General features: G+C 40.3%; 20 protein-coding genes and 1 tRNA gene. 8 read left to right on the top strand and 13 right to left on the bottom strand.

Annotated elements, in window-relative coordinates; all coding sequences use genetic code 11:
- The 8 genes from L4C33_RS08355 to L4C33_RS08320 form a co-directional block, all read right to left on the bottom strand.
- Window positions 1-823, bottom strand: an 823-nt coding sequence (locus L4C33_RS08355; RefSeq protein ID WP_428811975.1) for a prepilin-type N-terminal cleavage/methylation domain-containing protein, incomplete at its 3' end; no start/stop codon positions are given.
- A gap of 8 nt (window positions 824-831) precedes the next feature.
- Window positions 832-1,701, bottom strand: coding sequence for a hypothetical protein (locus L4C33_RS08350; protein WP_428811974.1), 870 nt, complete (start codon window positions 1,699-1,701; stop codon window positions 832-834).
- Window position 1,702: 1 nt separating this feature from the next.
- Window positions 1,703-2,326 carry a hypothetical protein gene (locus L4C33_RS08345; protein WP_428811973.1) on the bottom strand — a complete coding sequence of 208 codons (624 nt, stop codon included), beginning with the start codon at window positions 2,324-2,326 and terminating at the stop codon, window positions 1,703-1,705.
- Complete coding sequence (locus tag L4C33_RS08340) at window positions 2,319-2,855, bottom strand: hypothetical protein (RefSeq protein WP_428811972.1); 537 nt, start codon at window positions 2,853-2,855, stop codon at window positions 2,319-2,321. Before L4C33_RS08340 ends, L4C33_RS08345 begins: the two co-directional genes overlap by 8 nt.
- Window positions 2,822-3,106 carry a prepilin peptidase gene (locus L4C33_RS08335; protein ID WP_428811976.1) on the bottom strand — a complete coding sequence of 95 codons (285 nt, stop codon included), beginning with the start codon at window positions 3,104-3,106 and terminating at the stop codon, window positions 2,822-2,824. Before L4C33_RS08335 ends, L4C33_RS08340 begins: the two co-directional genes overlap by 34 nt.
- A 25-nt stretch (window positions 3,107-3,131) precedes the next feature.
- On the bottom strand, window positions 3,132-3,701 hold the full coding sequence (locus L4C33_RS08330; RefSeq protein ID WP_428811971.1) for a LysM peptidoglycan-binding domain-containing protein: 570 nt from the start codon (window positions 3,699-3,701) through the stop codon (window positions 3,132-3,134).
- A 9-nt stretch (window positions 3,702-3,710) separates the two neighbouring features.
- Window positions 3,711-5,252: a hypothetical protein gene (locus L4C33_RS08325; RefSeq protein ID WP_428811970.1), complete on the bottom strand. Its 1,542-nt coding sequence runs from the start codon at window positions 5,250-5,252 to the stop codon at window positions 3,711-3,713.
- Between the two features lie 67 nt (window positions 5,253-5,319).
- Window positions 5,320-5,964: a type II secretion system protein gene (locus tag L4C33_RS08320; RefSeq protein WP_428811969.1), complete on the bottom strand. Its 645-nt coding sequence runs from the start codon at window positions 5,962-5,964 to the stop codon at window positions 5,320-5,322.
- A gap of 211 nt (window positions 5,965-6,175) precedes the next feature.
- On the opposite strand from L4C33_RS08320, the gene L4C33_RS08315 reads away from it, so the two are divergent.
- Window positions 6,176-7,726 carry a hypothetical protein gene (locus tag L4C33_RS08315; protein ID WP_428811968.1) on the top strand — a complete coding sequence of 517 codons (1,551 nt, stop codon included), beginning with the start codon at window positions 6,176-6,178 and terminating at the stop codon, window positions 7,724-7,726.
- Window positions 7,727-7,929: 203 nt separating this feature from the next.
- On the opposite strand, the gene adhE is transcribed toward L4C33_RS08315, so the two are convergent.
- Window positions 7,930-10,638 carry a bifunctional acetaldehyde-CoA/alcohol dehydrogenase gene (adhE, locus tag L4C33_RS08310; protein WP_428811967.1) on the bottom strand — a complete coding sequence of 903 codons (2,709 nt, stop codon included), beginning with the start codon at window positions 10,636-10,638 and terminating at the stop codon, window positions 7,930-7,932.
- 619 nt (window positions 10,639-11,257) lie between these two features.
- On the opposite strand from adhE, the gene L4C33_RS08305 reads away from it, so the two are divergent.
- Window positions 11,258-11,896: a YchE family NAAT transporter gene (locus tag L4C33_RS08305; protein WP_428811966.1), complete on the top strand. Its 639-nt coding sequence runs from the start codon at window positions 11,258-11,260 to the stop codon at window positions 11,894-11,896.
- 118 nt (window positions 11,897-12,014) lie between these two features.
- Window positions 12,015-12,854, top strand: a complete 840-nt coding sequence (locus L4C33_RS08300; protein WP_428811965.1) for an ion transporter — start codon at window positions 12,015-12,017, stop codon at window positions 12,852-12,854.
- Between the two features lie 170 nt (window positions 12,855-13,024).
- Here the strand turns inward: L4C33_RS08300 and asd are convergent, their stop codons facing one another.
- Window positions 13,025-14,143, bottom strand: coding sequence for an aspartate-semialdehyde dehydrogenase (gene asd, locus L4C33_RS08295; protein WP_428811964.1), 1,119 nt, complete (start codon window positions 14,141-14,143; stop codon window positions 13,025-13,027).
- Between the two features lie 470 nt (window positions 14,144-14,613).
- Between asd and nhaC the strand changes: the two genes are divergently transcribed.
- Window positions 14,614-16,050, top strand: coding sequence for a Na+/H+ antiporter NhaC (gene nhaC, locus L4C33_RS08290; RefSeq protein WP_428811963.1), 1,437 nt, complete (start codon window positions 14,614-14,616; stop codon window positions 16,048-16,050).
- A 154-nt stretch (window positions 16,051-16,204) separates the two neighbouring features.
- Here the strand turns inward: nhaC and L4C33_RS08285 are convergent, their stop codons facing one another.
- Window positions 16,205-17,554, bottom strand: a complete 1,350-nt coding sequence (locus L4C33_RS08285) for an Hpt domain-containing protein (RefSeq protein ID WP_428811962.1) — start codon at window positions 17,552-17,554, stop codon at window positions 16,205-16,207.
- A 115-nt stretch (window positions 17,555-17,669) separates the two neighbouring features.
- A complete protein-coding gene (gene yejK, locus L4C33_RS08280; protein WP_428811961.1) occupies window positions 17,670-18,674 on the bottom strand; it encodes a nucleoid-associated protein YejK in 1,005 nt (334 codons plus the stop codon).
- Between the two features lie 84 nt (window positions 18,675-18,758).
- On the opposite strand from yejK, the gene L4C33_RS08275 reads away from it, so the two are divergent.
- From L4C33_RS08275 to L4C33_RS08265, 3 genes are all read left to right on the top strand, one after another.
- Window positions 18,759-18,986, top strand: a complete 228-nt coding sequence (locus tag L4C33_RS08275; protein ID WP_428811960.1) for a YejL family protein — start codon at window positions 18,759-18,761, stop codon at window positions 18,984-18,986.
- Between the two features lie 30 nt (window positions 18,987-19,016).
- The gene (locus L4C33_RS08270; protein WP_428811959.1) at window positions 19,017-20,822 is read left to right on the top strand and encodes a DUF3413 domain-containing protein; all 1,806 of its coding nucleotides are present in this window, start codon (window positions 19,017-19,019) and stop codon (window positions 20,820-20,822) included.
- Window positions 20,823-21,110: 288 nt separating this feature from the next.
- Window positions 21,111-21,201, top strand: a tRNA-Ser gene (locus L4C33_RS08265).
- Window positions 21,202-21,349: 148 nt separating this feature from the next.
- On the opposite strand, the gene L4C33_RS08260 is transcribed toward L4C33_RS08265, so the two are convergent.
- Window positions 21,350-22,795, bottom strand: a complete 1,446-nt coding sequence (locus L4C33_RS08260) for a sulfatase-like hydrolase/transferase (protein WP_428811958.1) — start codon at window positions 22,793-22,795, stop codon at window positions 21,350-21,352.
- 40 nt (window positions 22,796-22,835) lie between these two features.
- On the opposite strand from L4C33_RS08260, the gene L4C33_RS08255 reads away from it, so the two are divergent.
- The coding region (locus L4C33_RS08255) for a glycerophosphodiester phosphodiesterase family protein (RefSeq protein ID WP_428811957.1) at window positions 22,836-23,421 on the top strand (586 nt) is incomplete at its 3' end.

Raw genomic sequence — 23,421 nt, 5'->3', positions numbered from 1 at the left:
CTCCACCATCAGCACGCAAAAAGTCGCCGAGTCGGATAGGAATATCAATTTCAATATACTGCTCACCGACGTTAGTTCGGTCATCGAGGAAAGCGTCTATCTCATCTAATGTATATGGAAAGAGCTGTACTTGATCTGGTACGTTCAACAGATTTGCAAACATTGTCTGCTCAAAGCCGACACCCAATGAAGAGAGCTGACGAACACGGTTTTCTCTATCACCATTCAAAAAGCCACCAACATCAACACGTATAGTGAACACACCATCTTGTAAGACCATAGCATCTTGACCGGCAGGTATAGCTTCACGTAAAACAATGGTATTTGCTGGATTAGCAGGATCTGGTATCGATACTTCAGGTACAAGAGGAGTATTGCCAATAGACATCACGCCGGAATCAGGAAAAATCATCCTTTGCCCACACCCCATAAAGCGAGTCATTCGCGGGTAAAGAAGCGGATCTAGCGCGCCTTGACCATCTGCTGGTGTAGCCGCAATACCGTCATCTTCAAGGATGCCATTTATCACCACATTGTTTTCTATTGCGCCATTGATAAACACCCCGTCTCGAATATCAGGACGGCATTCCTGAAACTTAAACATTCGCAGATCGTTATATCCTATTTCAGCCAGAGGTGTGATAGGGTCTTGTGCTTTTGATCTAACGCCAATCGCTAAGTTTGCAATTTGAATCCCTGCATGCTCGTTCACACGCGTCCTGGTCTTTTGAGCAATAGATGTCATCTGAGTTGCTGCTAGAATTCCAATAACAGCTACTACAATGAGAAGCTCAAATAGAGTAAATCCTTTATTTCTAGCCATAGTAACCTTTACTTTTTTACCAACATAAATAAAGTCATTTTGTATCCCGTAAATGCTTTCTTAGCCTTTATCGGATACTCAAAACCGTACAAATTCCACGACCAAGGTGACAGCTCATTAAGCGTATTAATGAAAGATCGTAACTCTTCAAGATCACCCGCATATATATCGAGCTCCTGTACATATAGGTTCTGGGATAGCTCATCTAGCTTTACCATCTTTTGATGGGCATATGAAATATGACGATGTTCTTTCACCTCAATCAAGATTTCATTTTTCTTATATAACTCTACGATTCCGTATAATTGCTCCGTTAACAAAGAGACATCTTTACTATAAGGAATAACAGTGCCACATTGCTCATCTATGTTTAAATCAAGCTCAGACTCTATATTGAAATTATTGATTAAAACCTCATCAAACCCTTTGTTAAATGAATATTTAAAATCATTAAGTCCAGAAGAATCGTCTTTCATTTTGTTGAGAATATATTGAATGGCATTGACTGCTGAAATTTTGTCATTTACTGATTCTGATAAAGACAGTTTTGCATCGCAAGTTCCATCAGTGCATGATGATTCCAATGTTTTCCATCCAGGAAATTGTTGATGATGCCCATATAACCAATACGTAAATAGACGAATTGAATTTTTACTATCAGGACGCTCACAGAACTTTAATATATTCTCCTCGATACTCTTATCTGCCTTTTTCCTTAGTGACGTTTTCAACAAAATTTTTCGTTCTTCTTCTTTTTGTTCAGCAATTACCTTTGGACGTTCAAATATAAAATACTTAGCACCGACAGATATAGCCATAATGCATGATGTTGATAGGATGCAAATGGCCGCAACTTTAAGCTTCTTCTTATAATTCATTCTAGAACAACCCCAAATTTGTTTTCCATGCCAAATATCCAAGTGCGACTTGTATAGTTATAAAACCAACGGTATAAACAACTATTTCACCAATTCCTTTTTTAACTGAGTGAAAAGAATAGCCACTAACTTGCTCCAGACTTAGACCATCCAAGTCAACATTATTAATACTGATATCCCCCATGCCTTTTAATGATGCAATAACTTGAATACTATCTTCGGCAGAAGCGCGGCTCTTATAAGAAACTGGGAAGTTGTCATCAATACTGACAATTAGCCCCTCACTTGCTCCCCATATATAGTAATTGTTATCTTCTTTATTGTGTGCAATAAAAAAATGGTTGCCAACTTTTAACGTGGGATCTTGTAACAGTGGGATCACCGCAACTAGCAGGGGGCTATCTTTAGTAGAGGTAAAATACTGTTGGTATTCCCACTTGGTTTCAGACTYCAGTTCAAACGAATAAAGATAGCTCTTATTAATTCGATGAAACTCGCAATAGTTATTTATTTCACTTTCTTTTAAAGTATGTACACGAGTTTGAAACTCTAAGTCAGTGTAATTTAGACTAAGAAGCTCACCTTTAGAGCGCTTTCTTTTCTTCCAAGATTTTAAATCAATCAAGATACACAACCTCGCTGTCATCGGAGGTAGATACTTTTATCGTTTTATCACTCTGGCTGAATTCAAATGAGTACTTGCCGCTTTTGAATCTCGGCTTAGTCATAGCAAACTGTTGTCCATTAACTAAAAGAACACCATTGACTCTTTTTCCCGATGACACAAAACTCAATACTTCGACATCATTGATTAAATTCTTCTTTTTCTTTGGCTTAGCCACAGTCACTTTTTTAACTGGCTTTGGTCTTTCTACAACTTTCTTTTTCGGGTTTCGGCTCTCTTTTAATTTTCTTTCTTCTTCAACGACTGAAATCTTTAACTTAACAAGAGATAAGTACTCTCTTAAACGTGCTTTTTCACTTTTAATTTTTTCTATTTCTTCATTGTATTTAATGTATTCATCAATTTTATCCTCCATTTTATCCATGTGGATATTCATTGACTTTGCTTCTGTATTACTTTCACCTTCGCTGGCATAGCTGAATTGGGAAAATAGTATTAGGCATGAAAAAGCAAGAACACGAAAAGACATAATGCACCTCCGGAAATCCATTCTCCGAGAATATATTTGGTATCAATTTTTTTGGAGCAACACTTAGATTTCCCTTTCAGAAAATAAAACCACACAATAGGAAAGTACTCTTTTATTGTTAGGGGTTCTCCACAGTAATCACATTTTGAACCACTAACTAAAGAATCTATTAGCTTCCTACCTTCTATAAAAGCTCGGCTTAGAACACACTGAAAAAAACTAAATAGTGAAGCTCCCAAAAGAAAAAACATGACGTAAACGGCAATGTAATTACCATTAATTATAAAATCTATAAACATCATTAACACTATAATATTGAATTTTAACTTTCGACCTGTTCAGATAAAGATCACGAGCAATCAACTCAATGTTATCTTTTACTGATTCACCCAGATATGAAACCTTCGCTAGAATTCTGAAGTCGTATTTAGATTCCCAAATACAATTCATATCGTTTACTGCGCACCAATCTAGCACTCTTTTACTGAATTTATCCCCTTTATTAAAAGTTAAAAACTGACCATCTTCGCTTTCAACTTCCTTTTCTATGTTTATTTCTGATTTATTTAATTTCTTATCCAGTGATTTTTTATAAGTGTTTAAATTATTTTTTAGCACTGGTGATTTAACATTTAGTTTAATACCAACTGGGATAAGAGAAACCTCACCGCCAACTTGATTTATCCAATGAGGGTTGTAATCTGCAAGCTCATCCACTGACATATCAAAACGCTTTGCTATTGAATATGCTGTATCATCTTTTATTGAAATATATGTTTCTTGGCTTGCAAATGCGAACGTACTACATACTACCGAAGCGATAACAATCCCTATTACCTTTTTCATAGTCCATCCTTATAGAACTCTTGGTTCAATTAATATTACAATCTTGCTTTGTGTATTTTCTCTATTATTTGTCCCACCAAATAAGATCGTTCCCGGCGCGGCAGTGCTATCATTAGTTCTTGTAATATTTTCTTCATACCCTGCTAGTAGAATAACGTCACCACTATCTACTCGGAATGATTGTAAAAACTGACGGTTAAATGTTGTTGGTAGCGTAATACCTTGATCAGCAGTCAGAGAGACCAATTCATTTTGTGTAATATGAGTAGTAACAGATATTTTGTCCTCTATCGCTAGAGCCTTAAACATCATATTGAAACCTTCGTTCAATACACTGGTCTCTGCTTGGCGAATTTCGCGTTCAGTCTCTTTGTCATATTCAGTGGTTACGGATGAAATATAGCTCTGTGACTTTGCAACACTTAACGGTGTAGGGACGCCATTTTGTGTAAGTAGATCCGCCTTTGTTGAAAGGATGGAATGACCGTTATTGAAATATGATCTCAAAAGAAGCTCCGTCGTTGAACTCCCCTCTTTCTTAAAACCAAGGTTAAGCCCTGAGATCGTTTCACTGAAAGATGAGCCTGAAATTATGGCCGTTGAACCATCGACCAGAACGTTATCCCAATCTAAGCCTAATTGGTTAACATCGGAGTCTCCGTATCGCAATACGGTTACCAAAAGTAAAATCTGACGCTCTAAAACTTTATTGTAGTTATCAACAATTTTATTCACGTTTCGTAAATACGAAGGGCGATCAATAACTAATAAAGATGACGTTGTACTATTAACTTTCACCACACCTTCAGGAGAAAGAAGAAGATTTAACTCTTCAAGTAATGCTGCTTGCAAATCGTAAGAAAGATCTACTGTTCCTGAAAATGAACCATTCGAGCCACCAGCAGAATCTGATGCCGTCTCCAGAGTCGCCTCCATTGAGGATAGCGTTCCTTTTAAGTGTAGGTTTTCTACTTTGCAGCGTGAAACTACATAACTTCCTCTAGAGAATTCAACCGTTACATCATAAACGTTCTCTAATGATCTGAATAAGCCTGATAGTTTTCCGTCATAGATAAACTTTTTGTAATCTGGCCCTTGGTTTTGCTGTGGGATACTCGTTGTGCTTGGAGATTTAGCTTGAATGGGCAATCCAGGAATTACGCTCGCTAAAGCAGCTTGTGCACCATTTTCACTGGGCTCAGAAGAAGAGCTTGAACTTCCACCCTCTGAAACACAGTTATCTATGTATACCCCTTGATAATCCAACAGCGCATTCATTTCCTCAATAACCATGCCGGCTGTTGCCTTATCAGTGAAGCTGAAGCTGATCTCATCGTCTACATAATGCGATTCAATTTCAAACTCATTGCCTGTTTTTAGCATCAGTGAGTGGTCAATCACTTCTAAAAAATTAGTCGTTCTTTGCTTCCCTTTTGACAGTTCATCATCCACGACTTTCTGCCCAGCCAAATCTTGAGGCGTACTAATATATTCTGTGGTTGAACAGCCAAATACAGCAGCGGAAATCAATAATAGTGTCACTTTTTTCATAAAAATCCCTTTTTGACCGTAGCAAGCAACGCACCTAGGTACGTTGCTTGTTTTTCACGCTTGGCAATTAGTAGAAGCCAAGTACAATAATCGCATTGTTCGTTGCAGCTGCAGCTACACATGCTGCTCCAGCTGAATCTACTGTTAGAACAGTGCCATCAGTATTATCACCTTGCACACCACCAGCAACAAACTCCACGTCTGCTCCTGCCAAATCACCAAAAACAGCAATATCCTCGTCTTCAGGGTCAATTGCAGCAGGGGCAGCACCGGCAGCACCACCAACTTCCGTACCAAGATACTCAAATGCGGTACGATCAATGGAAGTCAGAATGTTGATACATGCTTCTTCCGTTAGACCCGGTACTTTGACGACTGCAGCAGCGTTGTCTCGTGCATTTGCTTGTGCAGGAGCCGCCCAAATATCCGGACCAAATGGGTTTTCGATATCCTCAGCTTCTAACACTGGTGATGCATTGCTCAAACCAGCATAGTCGCCCTGCGCTTTATAGCCTTTTTGAACTTTGCCTTTAATGGTGTTGATTTTTGACACTGTGTCCGCTTCATCAATACCGTTAAATACTGATGTTGATAAACCAACAATTCCCGCTGTAATCAAGCCGATTACACCAATCACAATTAGCATCTCGATTAAGGCGATACCCTTATTCTTCTTTTTTGAGTTTTGTGCGCGTTGCATTCTCTGTCTCATATGGAACTCCTTGAGTATTTTATTCCGTTATTTTTCATAGCTTTAGAGATGTTCAAATAATGACTTATCTATCATTACGGGACAAACAGAATGCTATACTATTATTTTACAGCACGCAACACTGTATTTTGCTTTTTTCTYTTCATCGTTTGACCTACGTTATCAGCCTTGCTTATACTTCACCCAGAATAACGTACTGTATGAGGGATTTATGATAACGAATAATCGGATATTCAAGCTTTCCACGCTTGCTTTTGCGATGGTTTCAAGCCAATACGCTCACTCTGCTGTTACTGGTACTTTCGCTACTGGGGCTGGTAACGGGGGAGCAATGGATAAGGAGTATGTCAATAATTACCCCTACTCACGCTGCAGTGATGAAACTATCCCATCAGATGACTGCAAAGAGTTCGGCTATGTGTTCGGTGATGACCCAATGAGGTTTGGCGATCTTAAAGCGCTATTTTTGAGAGGTTCTCATGCTGATTATAACGATGAGATGCAATATACAGCAGACATGGTAACCGACAACTATGCTGTGCCGGACACTTTTAATTGGATTTTGCCATCAAGTGAAAACATTCAATATGCTGTGACACATGGCTTACTCAAGACCAATACTTACTATCCATACTGGTCTGACGATGGTGACCATATTCTGATTGAAGAAGAAATTTTTTTAGCCACTTTACCTTCCACTCCCGAACCGACGGAACTGGATGATGATACTCAAGTTGTGGGATTACTAGTTGCTGTTGCCTATGGCTCTGATGGTAACCCCATCGATGATCACCCAGGGGGTTCACCAGGCCTACCAGGTGAACCAGGTGAAAGCACACCTAACGATGACGACTGGCATGGATATGATCCGAATGCTCCTGTTGAACCAGAGCCCGATCCAACTCCAGATCCTACATACAGTCATACGTTAGACATCCGCATTGTTGCAGAAAGTTCTTCTCATTATGACCCTTTAGGTAGTTACCCTGCGGGCTCTTCAACCAATACGGTATGTCAACAATATGCTCCTAGCACAAGCTATATCGTAGACTCTACATCGAGCTTTCTATCAGACCTAAACAACGATGATATTGCCCTCAGCTACCGCAATGATACTTCGTTAGCTGGATTACTTATTCATTATTTAACCGATAACAATTCTGGGCCTATCCGTGTCGGCGACCTCAATGGAAATCCAATTTTCATTGACTACGATGGAAGTCAATTCAATTTTGTAAACCACACTCCTTCAGCAGCAGATTTGGTTAACTATCTATGTACTGATGAGACAACCAATGAAGGTTACTTTGGCCATGTAGCACCTTCTCCTGCCCCTGATACTGGACTCGGGATTAAGATTTCGATCGAGTGGACTGCTGATCACAAAGCCGTATGGACAGTCTCTGCAAGTGGCGATGCCATGAGAGCATTTGCTAGTGATTCAAGCAAGGCAGGCCGCAATGAGATTTACTTTGGAATGCAAAACACAAATAGAAGCTCTGGCACTTGGTTTAGTAGTACAGGAACACAGCACTATCTGAACGATACATATGACTCTGCAACGGACACCTATTCTTATACTGAAACCCGTATCAATGCACGAGATCCTTCACAGATGCTCTGTTTTACACCTGGAGATGGGGTTAGAATTAGAAACCAATACACTGGTCAAAACTTTGTCACTTATGATGTAATTCCATCATATATTTGTGACACGGTTCAAGGTGACGGTCAGGGCGTAAGCATTACGTTTGCCCCGTAACAATATTGCCGTATTCACTTAATATGACTAAATTAACCGCACAACTTCTGGATTGTCTGTTAAATATTCCATTGATATTAAGAGTTTAGGCGGTCGCATAAATGTATAAAAAAAGCCCCAGTCTCTCGACTGGGGCTTTGTTCTTTTCCCGATAGATAAGTGACGTGCTAGCGAAAACTTATCTCATAACTGATGCTTACTTATTACGCTTCAGCTTTTTCTTTTTTAGCTTTCGGCGCAGTTTTTACTTCAGCTGGCTTTTGGTCTGCTTTCTTTAGGATAACTGTAGTACCTTCGAACGTTTCACCTTCAACGTATGGTTGGCCGAAGTAAGAAGTTGTTAGAACTTCTTTGAGCTCAGTGATTAGAGGGTAACGTGGGTTAGCACCTGTACACTGGTCGTCGAATGCTTCAACCGCTAGTTCATCAAGTTTCGCAATGAAGTCTGACTCGTTAACACCTGCTGCTTGGATAGATAGAGGAATGTCTAGGTCATTCTTAAGCTCTTCTAGCCATGTTAGTAGACGTTCAATCTTCTGAGCAGTACGGTCACCAGCTTGGCTTAGGCCTAGGTGGTCGGCAACTTCTGCGTAACGACGACGTGCTTGTGGGCGGTCGTATTGAGAGAATGCAGTTTGCTTAGTTGGGTTATCGTTCGCGTTGTAACGTACAACGTTAGAGATAAGTAACGCGTTAGCAAGACCGTGTGGTAGGTGGAACTCAGCACCAATTTTGTGAGCCATTGAGTGACACACACCTAGGAATGCGTTCGCAAAAGCAATACCTGCAATTGTCGCTGCGTTGTGTACTTTTTCACGAGCGATTGGGTCAGCCGCACCATTTTTGTAGCTTGATGGTAGGTACTCTTTAAGCATCTTAAGTGCTTGTAGCGCTTGACCATCTGAATACTCGTTTGCAAGAACAGATACGTAAGCTTCAAGAGCGTGAGTTACTGCATCGTAACCACCGAACGCTGTTAGAGACTTAGGCATGTTCATTACTAAGTTAGCATCAACAACAGCCATGTTTGGTGTAATTTCGTAATCAGCTAGTGGGTATTTAGCACCTGTTTTGTCGTCAGTAACAACCGCGAATGGAGTAACCTCTGAACCTGTACCTGAAGTTGTAGTGATACATACAAGTTCAGCTTTTTTACCCATTTTAGGGAATTTGTAGATACGTTTACGGATATCCATAAAGCGCATTGCAAGTTCTTCGAAGTGAGTTTCTGGGTGCTCGTACATTACCCACATGATCTTAGCAGCATCCATTGGAGAACCACCACCTAACGCAAGAATCACATCAGGTTGGAAGCTCTTCATTGCTTCAGCACCTTTCTCAACCACAGATAGTGTTGGATCCGCTTCTACATCAAAGAATACTTGAACTTCAATACCCTGAGATTTTAGGATTTGTACGACATCATCTGCGTAGCCGTTGTTAAATAGGAAGCGGTCAGTTACTAGGAATGCACGCTTCTTACCTTCAAGATCGCTCATTGCGATTGGAAGGCTGCCACGACGGAAGTAGATAGACTTAGGTAGTTTGTGCCACAACATATTTTCAGCTCGCTTCGCTACAGTTTTCTTGTTGATAAGGTGCTTAGGACCTACGTTCTCAGAGATAGAGTTACCACCCCATGAACCACAACCAAGAGTTAGAGAAGGTGCAACGTTGAAGTTGTACAAGTCACCGATACCACCGTGAGTAGTAGGGATGTTGATTAGGATACGAGCCGTCTTCATCTTGTCACCGAAGTAACGAATACGGTCTGCGTTTACGTCTTGGTTAGTGTAAAGACCAGATGTGTGACCGATACCACCGATTTCAACCATAGTTACCGCTTGAGCAACAGCATCTTCGAAGTCGTCTGCGCGGAATAGACCTAGTGTTGGAGACAGTTTCTCGTGAGCGAATTCGTCATCGTAAGAAACTTTACCAAGGCCTTCACCAACAAGAACTTTAGTATCAGCAGGAACTTTAACACCCGCCATTTCAGCGATTGCAGGAGCAGGTTGACCTACGATTTTAGCGTTCAGGTTGCCGTCGATAAGAAGTACTTTACGTACTTTATCTGCGTCAGTTTTAGACAGAACGTGTGCTTTATGAGAAGCGAAACGCTCTTTAACTTCGTCATATACTTCGCCAACTACGATTGCAGCCTGCTCAGAAGCACATACAACGCCGTTATCGAATGTTTTCGACATAAGAATTGAAGCTACTGCACGCTTGATGTCAGCTGTTTCATCGATAACAACAGGAACGTTACCAGCACCAACACCGATTGCAGGCTTACCTGAAGAGTATGCAGCTTTAACCATGCCTGGACCACCAGTTGCAAGGATAAGTGCGATACCGTCGTGCTTCATAAGTGCGTTAGAAAGCTCTACAGACGGTTGGTCAATCCAACCGATGATGTCTTTTGGAGCACCTGCAGCTACCGCGGCATCTAGAACGAGTTTCGCTGCATCGTTCGTTGAATTCTTAGCACGTGGGTGCGGCGAGAAGATGATGCCGTTACGAGTCTTAAGTGAGATTAGAGATTTGAAGATTGCAGTAGAAGTTGGGTTCGTTGTTGGAACGATACCACAGATGATACCTACAGGTTCAGCGATAGTCATTGTACCTAGGTTGTCATCTTCTTCTAAGATGCCACATGTTTTTTCGTCTTTGTATTTGTTGTAGATAAACTCTGAAGCAAAGTGGTTTTTGATAACTTTATCTTCAACAATACCCATGCCAGACTCTGCTACCGCTTGTTGTGCTAGCGGGATACGAGCGTGGTTAGCTGCAAGTGAAGCTGCACGGAAGATTGCATCTACTTTTTCTTGAGAGAAAGTTGCGAACTCTTCTTGTGCTGCTTTAACGCGTGCTACTAGAGCATCTAGTTCAGCTAAGTTAGTTACAGGCATAGTGGATCTCCTAAAATAATAAATATTAAAAACTTTTTATTAAACTCGCTGCTTCTGCAAAATGTACTCAACAGCTTTCTTAGTAAATTGCTTTCAGGACTGAGTATATTATTTCAAGGTGTGAAAAAAATTGACCCAGATCAGTTACCCAAAAAGAATTAATCAAAAAGTAGTAGTTAAATCACAAAAAAACAAGCAAACCCCTGATTTATATAGATTTACATCACACCAACCAGACGTACAAAAAACCATCAAACAGTTAGTTTTATTTCATAAACTGATATTAACTGTAAAAAAGTTTCATTTTTGGTCAGTTAAATTACATGTAGATAGCTAATTCCGTGCTACTGAGAGTATATCCATCATGTTGCAACGAGCTAGAATTTGACACATTTTTTCGTAAAAGTGTGCATTCACCTACAAACATAAACAATATCGTCACAAATGAGACCAAATTGACAAATCCAAGCAAGACTTGCAACACTCCATATGCGTATAAACTTCCCTCTGTAGCCCTACATTTATTCTCTATTTCGACTTAGTTTTTTTCATTCGTTGTTTTGAATCTGGTGGTTTACATTACGCACATACTCACCCCTGACTTTGGAGGCACATTGAAATGCAAAGTTTAGAAATCGCGATATTTTTCCAGTTTTTCCTCGGGCTAGTCGCGGCTGTTAACCCGATTGGAATTATGCCCATTTTTGTTTCTCTAACCGCGCACATGTCTGCAGAGGACAGAAACAAAACTGCACTGCAAGCTAATATCGCAGTAGCCGTTATATTGGGAGTGTCTTTAATTGCAGGTCAGTTACTACTAGATATGTTTAGCATCTCGTTAGATTCATTCCGAGTTGCTGGTGGGCTATTACTTCTTAACATCGCATTTTCAATGATGAGTGGTAAGTTGGGTGAAGATAAGCAGAACAAACAAGAGAAGTCGGAATACATTAGTAAGGAGCAGATTGGCGTTGTTCCTTTAGCTATGCCGTTAATGGCTGGCCCTGGCGCAATCAGTTCCACTATTGTTTACGGTTCACGTTACCCGAACGCGTTAGACACATTAGGCATTGCCGTTAGTATTGGCCTATTTGCTCTATGCTCTTGGATTCTATTTCGATCGGCTCCTGTCATCGTCCGTTTTCTCGGGCAAACCGGCATTAACGTTATTACACGTATAATGGGGCTTATCCTTGGTGCGCTAGGGATTGAGTTTATTGCAAACGGCCTAAGAAACCTTTTCCCTGGGTTAGCATGATATAGAAACTTTTCTTAAGAAAGGTAGCGGTATTTCTATGGGAGGCGAGCACTATACTCGCCTCTTTTTGTTGAAAAATGTACTATGAAAATATCGACAGTATATATAGCCCTAACCTATGCCACGTCATTCACTTAAGCATCACCTTTACGTCATTATATTTGGTACTCATACACCTGCAGGTAGAGCCTTTGACATTGGCTTAATTGTTGCGATTATTGCTTCACTTACAGTATTAGTTCTTGATTCAATTCCAGCCCTCAATACTAAGTGGGCACATATATTTATGTATTTGGAGTTTGGGTTTACTGGGCTATTTACTATCGAGTATCTACTCAGGCTTTACTGCTCTCCAAAACCTACCGCATATGCCAGAAGCTTTTATGGTGTGATCGACCTTCTTGCTATTTTGCCCACTTATCTTGCGCTCTTCTTCCCTGCGGCATCGTATATCGGGGTGATCAGAATGCTACGTGTTATGCGCATCTTCCGAATTCTTAAGCTGGTGAGATATTTACAAGACTCAAACATCCTACTCCGCTCACTACTCATGGCGAGAAGAAAGATTTTTATCTTTTTTAGTACCGTGGGAATTTTAGTCATCATTCTTGGTTCAATTATCTATGTAATAGAAGGTCCAGATAACGGCTTTAGCTCTATACCTTTAAGTATCTACTGGGCAATAGTAACCATAACTACCGTTGGCTATGGCGACCTTGTACCCCAAACAAGTATAGGTAAAGCTATCGCTTCAGTAACCATGTTGCTTGGCTATTCGATCTTAGCGGTTCCCACAGGCATTATTACTGCAGAGCTAAGTCAGGAAATGAATTCTCATAAGTCGTTGGTGAAATGCCCGAACTGTTCTAAATCAGGCCATGAACCAGATGCCATGTATTGTAAGCATTGTGGTAGTGAACTGGCTGATCCTGATAAACGGGTAGTGACGGAAGAGTAACAGGGTATTTGCGGGCTGCAAGTTAACTTATACGATTTCAGACTCTACGTTACCTAGCTGTCAAATTCAGCATCGTATATATTCCCACTCGCCAAAAAGTAAAAAGGCTGACGAAAAACGTCAGCCTTTTATTCAACACTTTTTAGGACAAAGTGGCATTCTCAAATATCTTAAGCTTTTTCTGCCAAGATAATACGCAGTGTACGACGTAGCGGTTCAGCTGCGCCCCACAATAGTTGGTCACCGACTGTAAATGCGTTAAGGAAATCGTTACCCATCGACATCTTACGTAGACGACCAACAGGAACAGACATTGTGCCCGTTACCTTCGCAGGAGTGAGTTCTTGAGCAGTAATGTCACGCTCATTTGGAATCACTTTAACCCAGTCATTATGAGTCGCGATGATTTCTTCAATTTCGTCCATTGGTACATCTTGCTTAAGCTTAATAGTTAGAGCTTGAGCGTGGCAGCGCATTGCGCCAATACGGACACAAGTACCATCGATTGGAATCGGTTGGCCATCAAGTCCTAGAATCTTGTTCGCTTCAACACCCGCTTTCCACTCTTCTTTGCTTTGACCATTTTCACGCTTCACGTCGATCCAAGGAATTAATGAACCTGCTAGTGGCGCTCCGAATTGATCCGTTGGGAATGAAGATGAGCGGATAGTGTCTGCTACCTTTTTATCGATATCCAGAATCGAACTCGCTGGGTTTGCAAGCTCAGAGCTTACACAATCGTTCACAACGCCCATTTGAGAAATAAGCTCTCGCATGTTTTTAGCACCAGCGCCTGAAGCCGCTTGGTAAGTCATTGCACTAACCCATTCAACAAGTCCTTTTTCGTATAGGCCACCAAGCCCCATGAGCATCAAACTCACAGTACAGTTACCACCGACAAAAGTATTGGTTCCTTTGTGGATTCCTTGTTGAATTTGAGCAAGGTTGACAGGGTCTAAGGTAATGATTGAGTCAGCATTCATACGTAACGTAGACGCAGCATCAATCCAGTAACCTTTCCATCCAGCTTGGCGCAATGCAGGGTAAACTTTTTCAGTATAACCACCGCCCTGACACGTAATAATTGCATCTAGTTGCTTCAAACTTTCAATATCGAAAGCATCTTGTAACATTCCCGCTTCTTTACCACCAAGTACTGGCGCAGGAATGCCTATTTGAGATGTACTATAGTAAACAGGTTCAATAAGATCGAAATCTTTCTCTTCTACCATACGTTGCATCAGTACAGAACCAACCATACCACGCCAACCGACTAGACCTACTCTCATCCCAAACTCTCCATGTAAAAATTAAAATAGCTTTACCCATCTATAAGTTTTTCAGCTTTATAACTCAAGTCCTTTTTGTCAAAAAGAGTARGTTTTTCCCTCATTCACACCCAAACGATTAGTTTTAACAGTTATCCAGGTTACTTTTACTTGTTGTAAGTTCTAGAGAGACGGTCCTCAGTATTGCCTCCCTGCCGATAGCGCAATTTATGATATTGATGGAATTACCATTTGTTATTTTTTGAAACAAATTTTTACAAATGTCGCACATGAAATACGTATAACACAACATAACCAAACCATGAAATTAACAAAATACAGGATAAATATTTGCTAATAGTTAAATCAATAGTCAAATATCACAACTTTGTAGTCATATTTAGATATAATCAACTTTATCATGTAGTGTCTTTTTCGTACCCCACACTATAACGAAGCACTATAAATGCTCGAAATGACAAGAGGCTTTTATGAAGCAAAGAAATACTCGTCTACCCTCCCTGTTACAAGTAATAGTCTCCCTAGGGCTATTCTTAACATTAGCGTTCTCTTTTACTGCAAAGCTTGACCTGCCGATACAACTCGCTCTGTATATTGGTTGGTTCATTATCATCACTTTAGGTATACGCCTTGGTCACAGCTACAAAGACTTAGAGAAATCAGCCCTTAATGGTATCTCTAACGGCTTAGGTGCAGTTTTAATACTTTTGGCAGTTGGTGCGCTTGTTGGTACTTGGATTTCAGGTGGCATTGTTCCGACAATTATTTATTACGGCCTAAAAGCAATACATCCTTCTATTTTCCTTCTTGCAACGATGATCATCTGTTCTCTAACGGCGTTAGCGACAGGCACGTCTTGGGGCGCAGCAGGTACAGCTGGTATCGCAATGATGGGTATAGGACAAGGGCTTGGAGTTCCAGCACCAATCACCGCGGGCGCTGTTTTGTCTGGCTGTTACTTTGGCGACAAAATGTCACCTCTGTCTGATTCAGTGATCCTGGCTTCGTCTATGTCTGGTGTTGAAGTTGTWGAGCACATCAAGGGCATGTTACCAGTAGCGTTAATCAGCTACATCATTACTGGTGTTATGTTTACGGCATTTGGTTTCCATTACGCTGGTAACGTAGATATGAGTCAGGTAGATTCTGTTATCAAAGCAATGGAGAATCAGTTCTACATTACTCCTTACTCTTTTGTTCCTGTATTAATCGTACTCGGTCTTCTTGCCATGCGTATGCCTTCTTTCCCAGTCATCAGCTTCGGCTCTCTGCTAGGCATTATCTGGGCTGTAATGATTCAAGATGTTGATTTCTTAACGGCATTTAACACTGCATGGGCACCGTTTTCTATCAGCTCTGGCGTTGATTTCATTGACTCGATTTTGAACCGTGGTGGCATGTCTTCAATGCTTGGTTCAGTCGCTGTAATCGTGTTTGGCTTAGGTTTTGGTGGCTTACTTGATAAGGTTGGCGTGCTAGAAACAGTAGCGAAACTATTTGAACGCCGCGTAAATAGCGCAGGCTCTCTAGCAACGAGCACAATTGGTACTGCGTTTATGGGTAACGTATTTGGCTCTGCTATGTACGTATCGTTGATTCTTACGCCGAAAATCTGTGCGAAGAACTACGACCGTTTAGGCTACCAACGTAAGAACCTATCACGTAATGCGGAATTCGGTGGTACGTTAACATCGGGCATGGTTCCATGGAGTGATAATGGTATTTACATGGCAAGCATCCTAGGCGTTGCTACGCTTTCATATGCACCTTTCATGTGGCTAAGCTTCATTTGTATTCTCGTAACGATCATTACTTCTTACATGGGTTGGTTCGTTGATAAATGCGAACCAACAGCCCCTGCTGTTGAAGGTGAAGACGCTGTTGAGCTAGCGAAGCAATCAGCTTAGCAACGAGCTAACATCTTCCTCATGTTACCGATGTAAAATGCACTAGATATAAAATGCAAAAGAGCGCCAACGGCGCTCTTTTTTTATCTGCGTAAAACTTCAACATCACTTTTCTAATCAAAATAGTATTGCTATTGGTAAAGTGACGCTCCTGTTAGCTGTTTTCATCTATCAATAAACCAGCTGCTTCTATCGCAGAGCTTAGATGTTTAGAAAGCAGTGCTATATCTTTCTCTTCAACAGTTAAGCCCTCTTTTAACGTCATCTCTAAATGAGCTGAGATTTCACCTAAATCATGGGCTTTAATGCTGCCAGAGACACCTTTTAGGCTATGGACAATACGAGATGCTTGCACAACGTCTTCGGTCAGCAACTTTCGGAACTTTTCACCGTCTTGAGCATGGTCTTGAATAAACACGCCTAGAAGCAACAATACGGATTCTAAGTCGCCACCTAATGTGTCTAACATTTCTTGTAAATTAATCGCGGCGTGACGCTCCTGCTCCCCCTCGATAGAGACTTCGATCACTTCTTCACTTGGTATTGAAGGTTCAGGGCTCTCGACAGGATGTTCTGGCTCAAATTGAACAAACTCGGCTTGCACATTCGCGGTTTCTATCTCGGGAACATTGTTACTTTGAGCGTCACTTTCGCGTATTTCGGGTAATGGATCATCTTCGGATGCAAGTTCTTCATCATAGCGATGATCACTTCTGCTGCTTTGCAGGTAAAAACAAAATGTCACTGCGCCTAACGCAAATATATTAACAACGAGCGCTAACAGTAATATGCGAAATTGACGGTTATGCAGCTCATCCTCTAGCAACGAGACTTGCTCACCGACCGAGCTTTTCTTCATTGTCTCTATCAGATAATTAAGTTGAGCATATTCACCCAGTAATATTGAAGCATCGGCTAGCATTTTTTGTATTGATTGACGCTCATCCACTTCAAGAGATTGAGAGTCATTAAGAATCTGATCGAAGGTACGGTAAATGGTCGGAGATGAATTATTGTCGGTATACATCGCTTCAAACACCGTCGCGTTGAGCTCATTATACAAATGATTGATCGTAGTAGAGTTGGTAGGGATAGCTTTGTAGTCGCGCATGTTGGTAGCAAAAAATAGGATTTTGCTGTCTATTGGTGAATATTCGCGAAATTTTTCTAAAAACTGATCGGTGGTATAAAGCGCTTGGCTAACATCAGGGAAAAACAATGCGTCAGAGAATTCAGCTTCGACCTGAAGACGGATAGAATAAACCAATTGAGCATCGAGGGTGAGATCATCAATTTTGATCACTCTCAATGGTTCAGAAAAGTGCAGCGTTTGTATCAGCTCATTTACCCGAGCGCCCAACTCTTCAACACTGTCTAAAGCTTGTTCAAATGAACGACTCAAGTTTAATAACAAAAGAGAACAAAGTAACCAAACACCCAAGATACCTATAATAGGTTTGGCGATAGTCGTGCCGTTACTGCGTTGCGATAACGATAATTCCATTTAGTAGCCTCTTTATCTAGCTTAAACCTAGCGAAAAACGAGTGGCAGCATCCTACCGCCACCGTATATCTTATTTATCTGATCTTATATTTCATCTAAGCCTTTTCTTTTCGGCTTATGATTTGTTGCGAGTTAACTGATCTCTTAAATTTGGTGGTGTACCTTTGATCGTTAGGGTATCAGTTTCCGGATCGTAGAAAATACGCTCGCCTAAAAGCAAGCTATCAAAACTTACATTTAAACCGCCACCAGCACCAACAAATTTCGTTAGTTTACGCATAGTTGCGCGATCAGCCGGGAAGCTGTCTTCTAACTCATAGCCTTGCTCGCTAGTATAGTCTAAAAAGCTAGTGCCATCTGTGCTAGCAGGTAGCTCTCCAGACAATTCACGAACTTGAACTTCATCACCCGCTTTCAGTTGCTCATTACAGTAATCCGCAACTTGTTTTTTGTAGCTGATCGCTTCTTCTTTTTCTAGCTTAGAGTCAGATACAAAGTCTTCTACAGCTTGCATCAACACCTGGTTTTGCTGCTTTGCGTCTAAGCCTACTTCAGCTTGTAAGAAATCTAAGAAAAAGTCTGCGACTTTACGACCAACACGCCCCTTAATATAAGCAAGGTAGCGATTAGACTCTTTGTCCGTTTCATAAGTAGAAAGATCAACACGCGCTGCGATATCCATCTTAGAGATATCTAGGTAGTCCGTTGCGCTAATATCTAACCCTTCTGTTACTTTCAAACTTTCATTTGAAGGCAATAATCCGATAAAAAGGTAATCTGTCGCTAATGACTGGTATTCAGCCAAAACTAATGTCCCTTCATCTGCAAAAGGATACTTAGATAACTCATCTTTCAAACGCAGTGCACTTTGCTGAGAAAAGTCATAAAAATCTCTTTCGCCTTTGCGCAGCTCTTGCAACCATTGTTGAAATTCGCTGTCCGACTTGAAAGAACCAAACCCTTTGCCAGCCTTAGAATTAAACACTCGGTGTAATTCAGCGACTAAGCTTTCTGATGAAGAATCGTTGGCTAATGATTCTGCGCGGTAGTTAACAATCAGTTCGTCCTGATCGTTTTTACGCAGTTGATGTAAAATTACGTTGGAAAGATGAAGGCTCATAATGAAAATATTATCGTTCAGGTTTCAGTTGTTAGGAATAGTAGGTTATCATAAGCCGCTTTTACTATCATTATTAGAGTCCTTATGCCGATTATATCTAAATACACAGATGAACAAGTTGAAAAAATCCTAGCTGAAGTAGGTGCAGTTTTATCAAAGCACAAAGCTTCGCCAGARCTTTCACTGATGATCGCTGGTAATATCGCAACCAATGTCTTAAATCAGAATGTTGCTGCTTCACAACGCAAAGGAATTGCTGAAAAATTTGCCGAGGCACTAGTTTCTTCAATCGAAGATAAAAAGTCTCACTAAGATTTACTGACGGATATAAAAGAATAATAAATGGTAGACAGCGCAAACACATATAGCGACCGAGTTTCTCGCCTAGTAGGCTGGGGACACTGGTTTGCATTTTTCAACATCATTGCTGCGATGTTGATTGGCACACGTTATATCACTCAGTCAGCTTGGCCTGAAACACTTTTAGGGCAGTTTTATCTAGCCGTTTCATGGGTAGGTCACTTCGGCTTCTTAGTGTTCGCTCTCTACCTTTTGGTGCTGTTTCCGCTCACCTTTGTTTTACCATCCAGAAAGCTACTTCGTTTTGTCGCCGTTTGTTTTGCGACTGTCGGCCTAACTGTTCTGCTTTTAGATACTCAAGCTTACCAAAGTATCAACCTTCACCTAACCCCTGTGGTTTGGGAAGTGCTATTCAGTGATCAAGAGTCTGCTATCGGCTCAGATCTACAACACTTATTTATCGTTATGCCCCTAATATTCCTATTACAACTGGGTTTATCTGAGTGGGTATGGCGCAAGCAAAGAAAATTGTCTCACAAACACGTAGGTCGCCCATTAGCGGCTGCGTTTTTCTTAAGCTTTATTACCAGCCACCTTATCTACATTTGGGCTGATGCCTATTTTTATAACCCAATCACGAATCAGAAATCGAACTTCCCTCTGTCATACCCAATGACTGCGAAAAGTTTTATGGAAAAACATGGGTTATTAGATAGAGAAGAGTACTTACAACGTCTCAAGGAAAACGCAGATGGCGTAGATTTAGTCCGCTATCCTCTAGAAAAAATTCAATACAACCGACGTAGCAACAACCTCAATATTCTTATTGTGAGTATGAATAACCTACGTTCAGACGCACTAAACGCAGACTTGATGCCATTGAGCTATCAATACGCGCAAAACAACATCAACTTTACGAATCATTACAGTTCAAGCAATGATATGTACGGCATCTTTGGATTGTTTTACGGGCTGCCAAGTAGCTATTCAAGCAGCATCAAAGCGCAAGGGTCTAGCCCAGWGCTGTTAGATGTTCTCGAAGAGCACAACTACCAATTCAGTGCATTTAGTGGTGATAACTTTGATGACAATTTGTATTCAGAGTTTGTCTTCCAAAATAAAGACTTCCAGCTAGTTAGCGCAGAAAACGCTACCTATAACGACGACGCAGCTATTGCAGCCTGGTCTAGTTGGATGGAAGACTCATCAAAAGCGCCTTGGTTTAGCTTCTTGGAATTAACGACTCTAGATAATTTCACTAATGATAGCGACCTTGACGAATCGGCTTCTCCAAACGAACAATTTAAAGCGGGTTATAACAAATCGGCAAAAGCTGCTGATCAAAAACTGGCTCAAATTTTTGAACAGCTAGAAAAGCTGGAGTTGACCCAAGATACTGTGGTCATCGTCACTTCAAACCACGGTACTGAGTTTAATGAAACCGCGACAAATAGCTGGGGTGCAAACTCTAATTACAGCCGTTACCAACTACAAGTGCCTATGTTCATTCACTGGCCAGGGAAGGGAGCTGCGGAATATAAGCACCGTACTAGCCACTTAGATTTATCGGTAACTCTATTGCAAGACTTAGTCGGTGTATCTTCGAACCCTAGTGATTTTAGTAGCGGTCGTAATTTGTTTGACGAACGTAAGCGTAAGTGGGTATTAGCCGGTGATTCTCGTGAGTTAGCCCTTATCACAGCAAAGCAAACTACGGTCGTAGACAAATTTGGTAACTATAAGCTTTATGATGACAATTATAAGCGCTTAAAGGACACTAGCCCGCGCTTACCAGTATTAATGCAAGGCCTTACAGAGCTACAGCGTTTTTACACAAAAACAGACTAACTGATTAAAGTTATTCAACAAGGGGAGCGATAAGTTTATCGCTCCCCTTTTTTATACATGTATTCCAGGCAGCCTATTAGAGACACCGCTGCTCATAACCAATACCGAACGCCCAAGATTCTCTCCCAACAACTTACGCTGTATCAACACCATATCTACGGTCACAAGCTTCCAAAGTATATTCATGATGAAAAACCCAGCGAAGTGTCTAATTTTAAATCAAACAGAATTAATTATTGAAAAGAGTGCTTTACAACAAAACTCCCACCCCCTATTATGCATGCCAACGGAGGGATGGCTGAGTGGTCGAAAGCACCGGTCTTGAAAACCGGCAACCGTTAATAGCGGTTCTAGGGTTCAAATCCCTATCCCTCCACCACATTCGAAAGCCTAGCAGAAATGCTAGGCTTTCTTCGTTTCAGCTATTTGTAAAGCCACCTACCTACTGAAAACAACACTCGCAAAAAGCCACTAAAACTACAGTGGAGATAACAGACCTTACTGTCGCTAGAAATCCGAAAATTTATTCAGTTGATTTTCTTCGCTTTGAATTCACTGGTCAGTACGGAGTCATAGTGGTGGTTGGTATAGTTAACATTAAAAATACTTTTGCTTAGATCTGTTTGTTCAGAATATATCCCTGCCCATTGAGCAAATGTATCCGAAAAGTCTCGTAAGCTATATTGAACCAAGTGTTWTTCAGTTTTTAAAGTGTCATCACTCATTGTAATGAATGGGACTTCCAAAGCTTGCCTGGAGAAGTACGAACCAACTCCATGGACTAGGTAAGGGGGACTATTTACTGATGTGAGTCCGTGATCAGAAAAATAAATAAGTTTATACGTCTTGTCATGTTTGATTAGAAGATCCCTTATCCTTTTGACAAAATCGACACCATAGGCAACGGACTCTTTATAACACATCAAATAATTGTCCTCTGAAAAGACTTGAGATACATCTCTATCGACCCTTTTACAAAAATCATGATGTGACCCCATAGTATGAATAAATATCACCTTTGATCGATTCGAACTTTCACTAATAACGTCAACAATTTCGGGAAAGAGAACATTATCAGGTCTAGCTTTTTCATAAGACGTATTCTGATAGTATTGGTATTCTGCTTTATTCGCTATAGCAGATATCTGTGTTTCATGCTGACCGACTTTCGCTTGATTAGAAATCCAGTAAGTCTTCATACCGGCATCATTAGCAAGATCAATAATATTTAAATTCTCATCATACCTATATACATCTACGTTTTTTGACAATATACGAGGTACCGAAAACCTAGTAACTACCGATGGAGCTATAACTCCATCGTATATTTTCACACTATTTAAATTACTTGTATGGTTAACGCTATAATAAGGGTAGTATTTTTTAGCTACAGATTCTCCAATGTTAACAACGTAGATATCTTTTTGATCCTCAATAGTTCGAACATTAGTCCAATTTGAAACGACTACAGTATCTCTACTCAACAATGAAAGCTCATAGTACGTCGACAGTGGTCTTATAATCGTAATAAAACCCAGGAATCTAAACCATACTTCATGGTGTTTGGTTTTTAAATAATCTTTATTGATGTATGTATATTGTTCATTACTTGGAAGGTTATATAGCTTTATAATTAACACGCTAGAAAAAACCACCAACATAGCTGTCGGAAATGTCTTCCTTATTTTATCTTTGGTAAGATTTACCGATAAGTAGTATAAAATAAAAAATATAACTAGCTTTACATATACACTAACCTTAATTAAAAGAAAATACTCTACAGCCTCATTTAAATTTGAATCGACAATAGAGCCTAGAACTCCTAAATCTAATGTTAGGTGATTTATTCTTAGGTAGTAGTCGAAAGTTGCTATTGTCGACAAAATAAAAAATACAAACTTCCCGCCAACGAATGCTATTATAGTTGTTATGAATAAAATGTTTAAGGCGAAGACTACTAGTAAGGCTGACAAGCTATAGTCCTCCCCTGACATCAACAGGTAAAGGGTTAACATGCATAAAGGGATTAGACTCTTAGCTGTATTGATTTCTTGTATTTTCATACTTGTCTTATCTATATTTCCTACAAAAATATCAATAAGTATAGTCAGCGATTTATTGAGCGGTAAAGTAAATGCATATGAGAATGAAAACAATAACATTGCCAATTTAATCATACAGTCTAATTATCTTATCGCGCATGCAGGGGGAGGGATAGACGGGTTAAAATATACAAACTCATTAGAGGCTGTGGAAAACTCGATTAGAAATGGTTTTAAAATGATTGAATTGGATTTACTTACCTCCTTAGATGGTGAGATTGTAGCAGCTCATGATTGGAATCATTTCCACTCAATAACAGACTCTAATCAAACTAATAAAATATCCCACTTCGATTTCATGAGAAAAAAAATTTACGGTACATATCACCCTCTCGATATCGCGACGGCAACCGATAAACTCAATAAAAACGATATAATTCTGATCACTGATAAAATACAAGATCTAAATAACTTATCAAAACATAGATTAAACAAAAATAGAACAGTAGTAGAAGTGTTCAGTATTGAAAAATATAACGAAGCAATATCACTTGGAT

The sequence above is a fragment of the Vibrio makurazakiensis genome, assembly GCF_050337375.1.
Taxonomy (GTDB): Bacteria; Pseudomonadota; Gammaproteobacteria; order Enterobacterales; family Vibrionaceae; genus Vibrio; species Vibrio makurazakiensis.
The sequence above is the reverse complement of the archived record's forward strand: the minus strand, read 5'-3'. Positions and strand labels throughout refer to the sequence as shown.

Coding starts and splice junctions, on each gene's coding strand:
- L4C33_RS08350 (WP_428811974.1), bottom strand. CDS start 1,701: ATGAATTATAAGAAGAAGCTTAAAGTTGCGGCCATTTGCATCCTATCA.
- L4C33_RS08340 (WP_428811972.1), bottom strand. CDS start 2,855: ATGTCTTTTCGTGTTCTTGCTTTTTCATGCCTAATACTATTTTCCCAA.
- L4C33_RS08335 (WP_428811976.1), bottom strand. CDS start 3,106: ATGTTTTTTCTTTTGGGAGCTTCACTATTTAGTTTTTTTCAGTGTGTT.
- L4C33_RS08330 (WP_428811971.1), bottom strand. CDS start 3,701: ATGAAAAAGGTAATAGGGATTGTTATCGCTTCGGTAGTATGTAGTACG.
- L4C33_RS08325 (WP_428811970.1), bottom strand. CDS start 5,252: ATGAAAAAAGTGACACTATTATTGATTTCCGCTGCTGTATTTGGCTGT.
- L4C33_RS08320 (WP_428811969.1), bottom strand. CDS start 5,964: ATGAGACAGAGAATGCAACGCGCACAAAACTCAAAAAAGAAGAATAAG.
- L4C33_RS08315 (WP_428811968.1), top strand. CDS start 6,176: ATGATAACGAATAATCGGATATTCAAGCTTTCCACGCTTGCTTTTGCG.
- adhE (WP_428811967.1), bottom strand. CDS start 10,638: ATGCCTGTAACTAACTTAGCTGAACTAGATGCTCTAGTAGCACGCGTT.
- L4C33_RS08305 (WP_428811966.1), top strand. CDS start 11,258: ATGCAAAGTTTAGAAATCGCGATATTTTTCCAGTTTTTCCTCGGGCTA.
- L4C33_RS08300 (WP_428811965.1), top strand. CDS start 12,015: ATGCCACGTCATTCACTTAAGCATCACCTTTACGTCATTATATTTGGT.
- asd (WP_428811964.1), bottom strand. CDS start 14,143: ATGAGAGTAGGTCTAGTCGGTTGGCGTGGTATGGTTGGTTCTGTACTG.
- L4C33_RS08285 (WP_428811962.1), bottom strand. CDS start 17,554: ATGGAATTATCGTTATCGCAACGCAGTAACGGCACGACTATCGCCAAA.
- yejK (WP_428811961.1), bottom strand. CDS start 18,674: ATGAGCCTTCATCTTTCCAACGTAATTTTACATCAACTGCGTAAAAAC.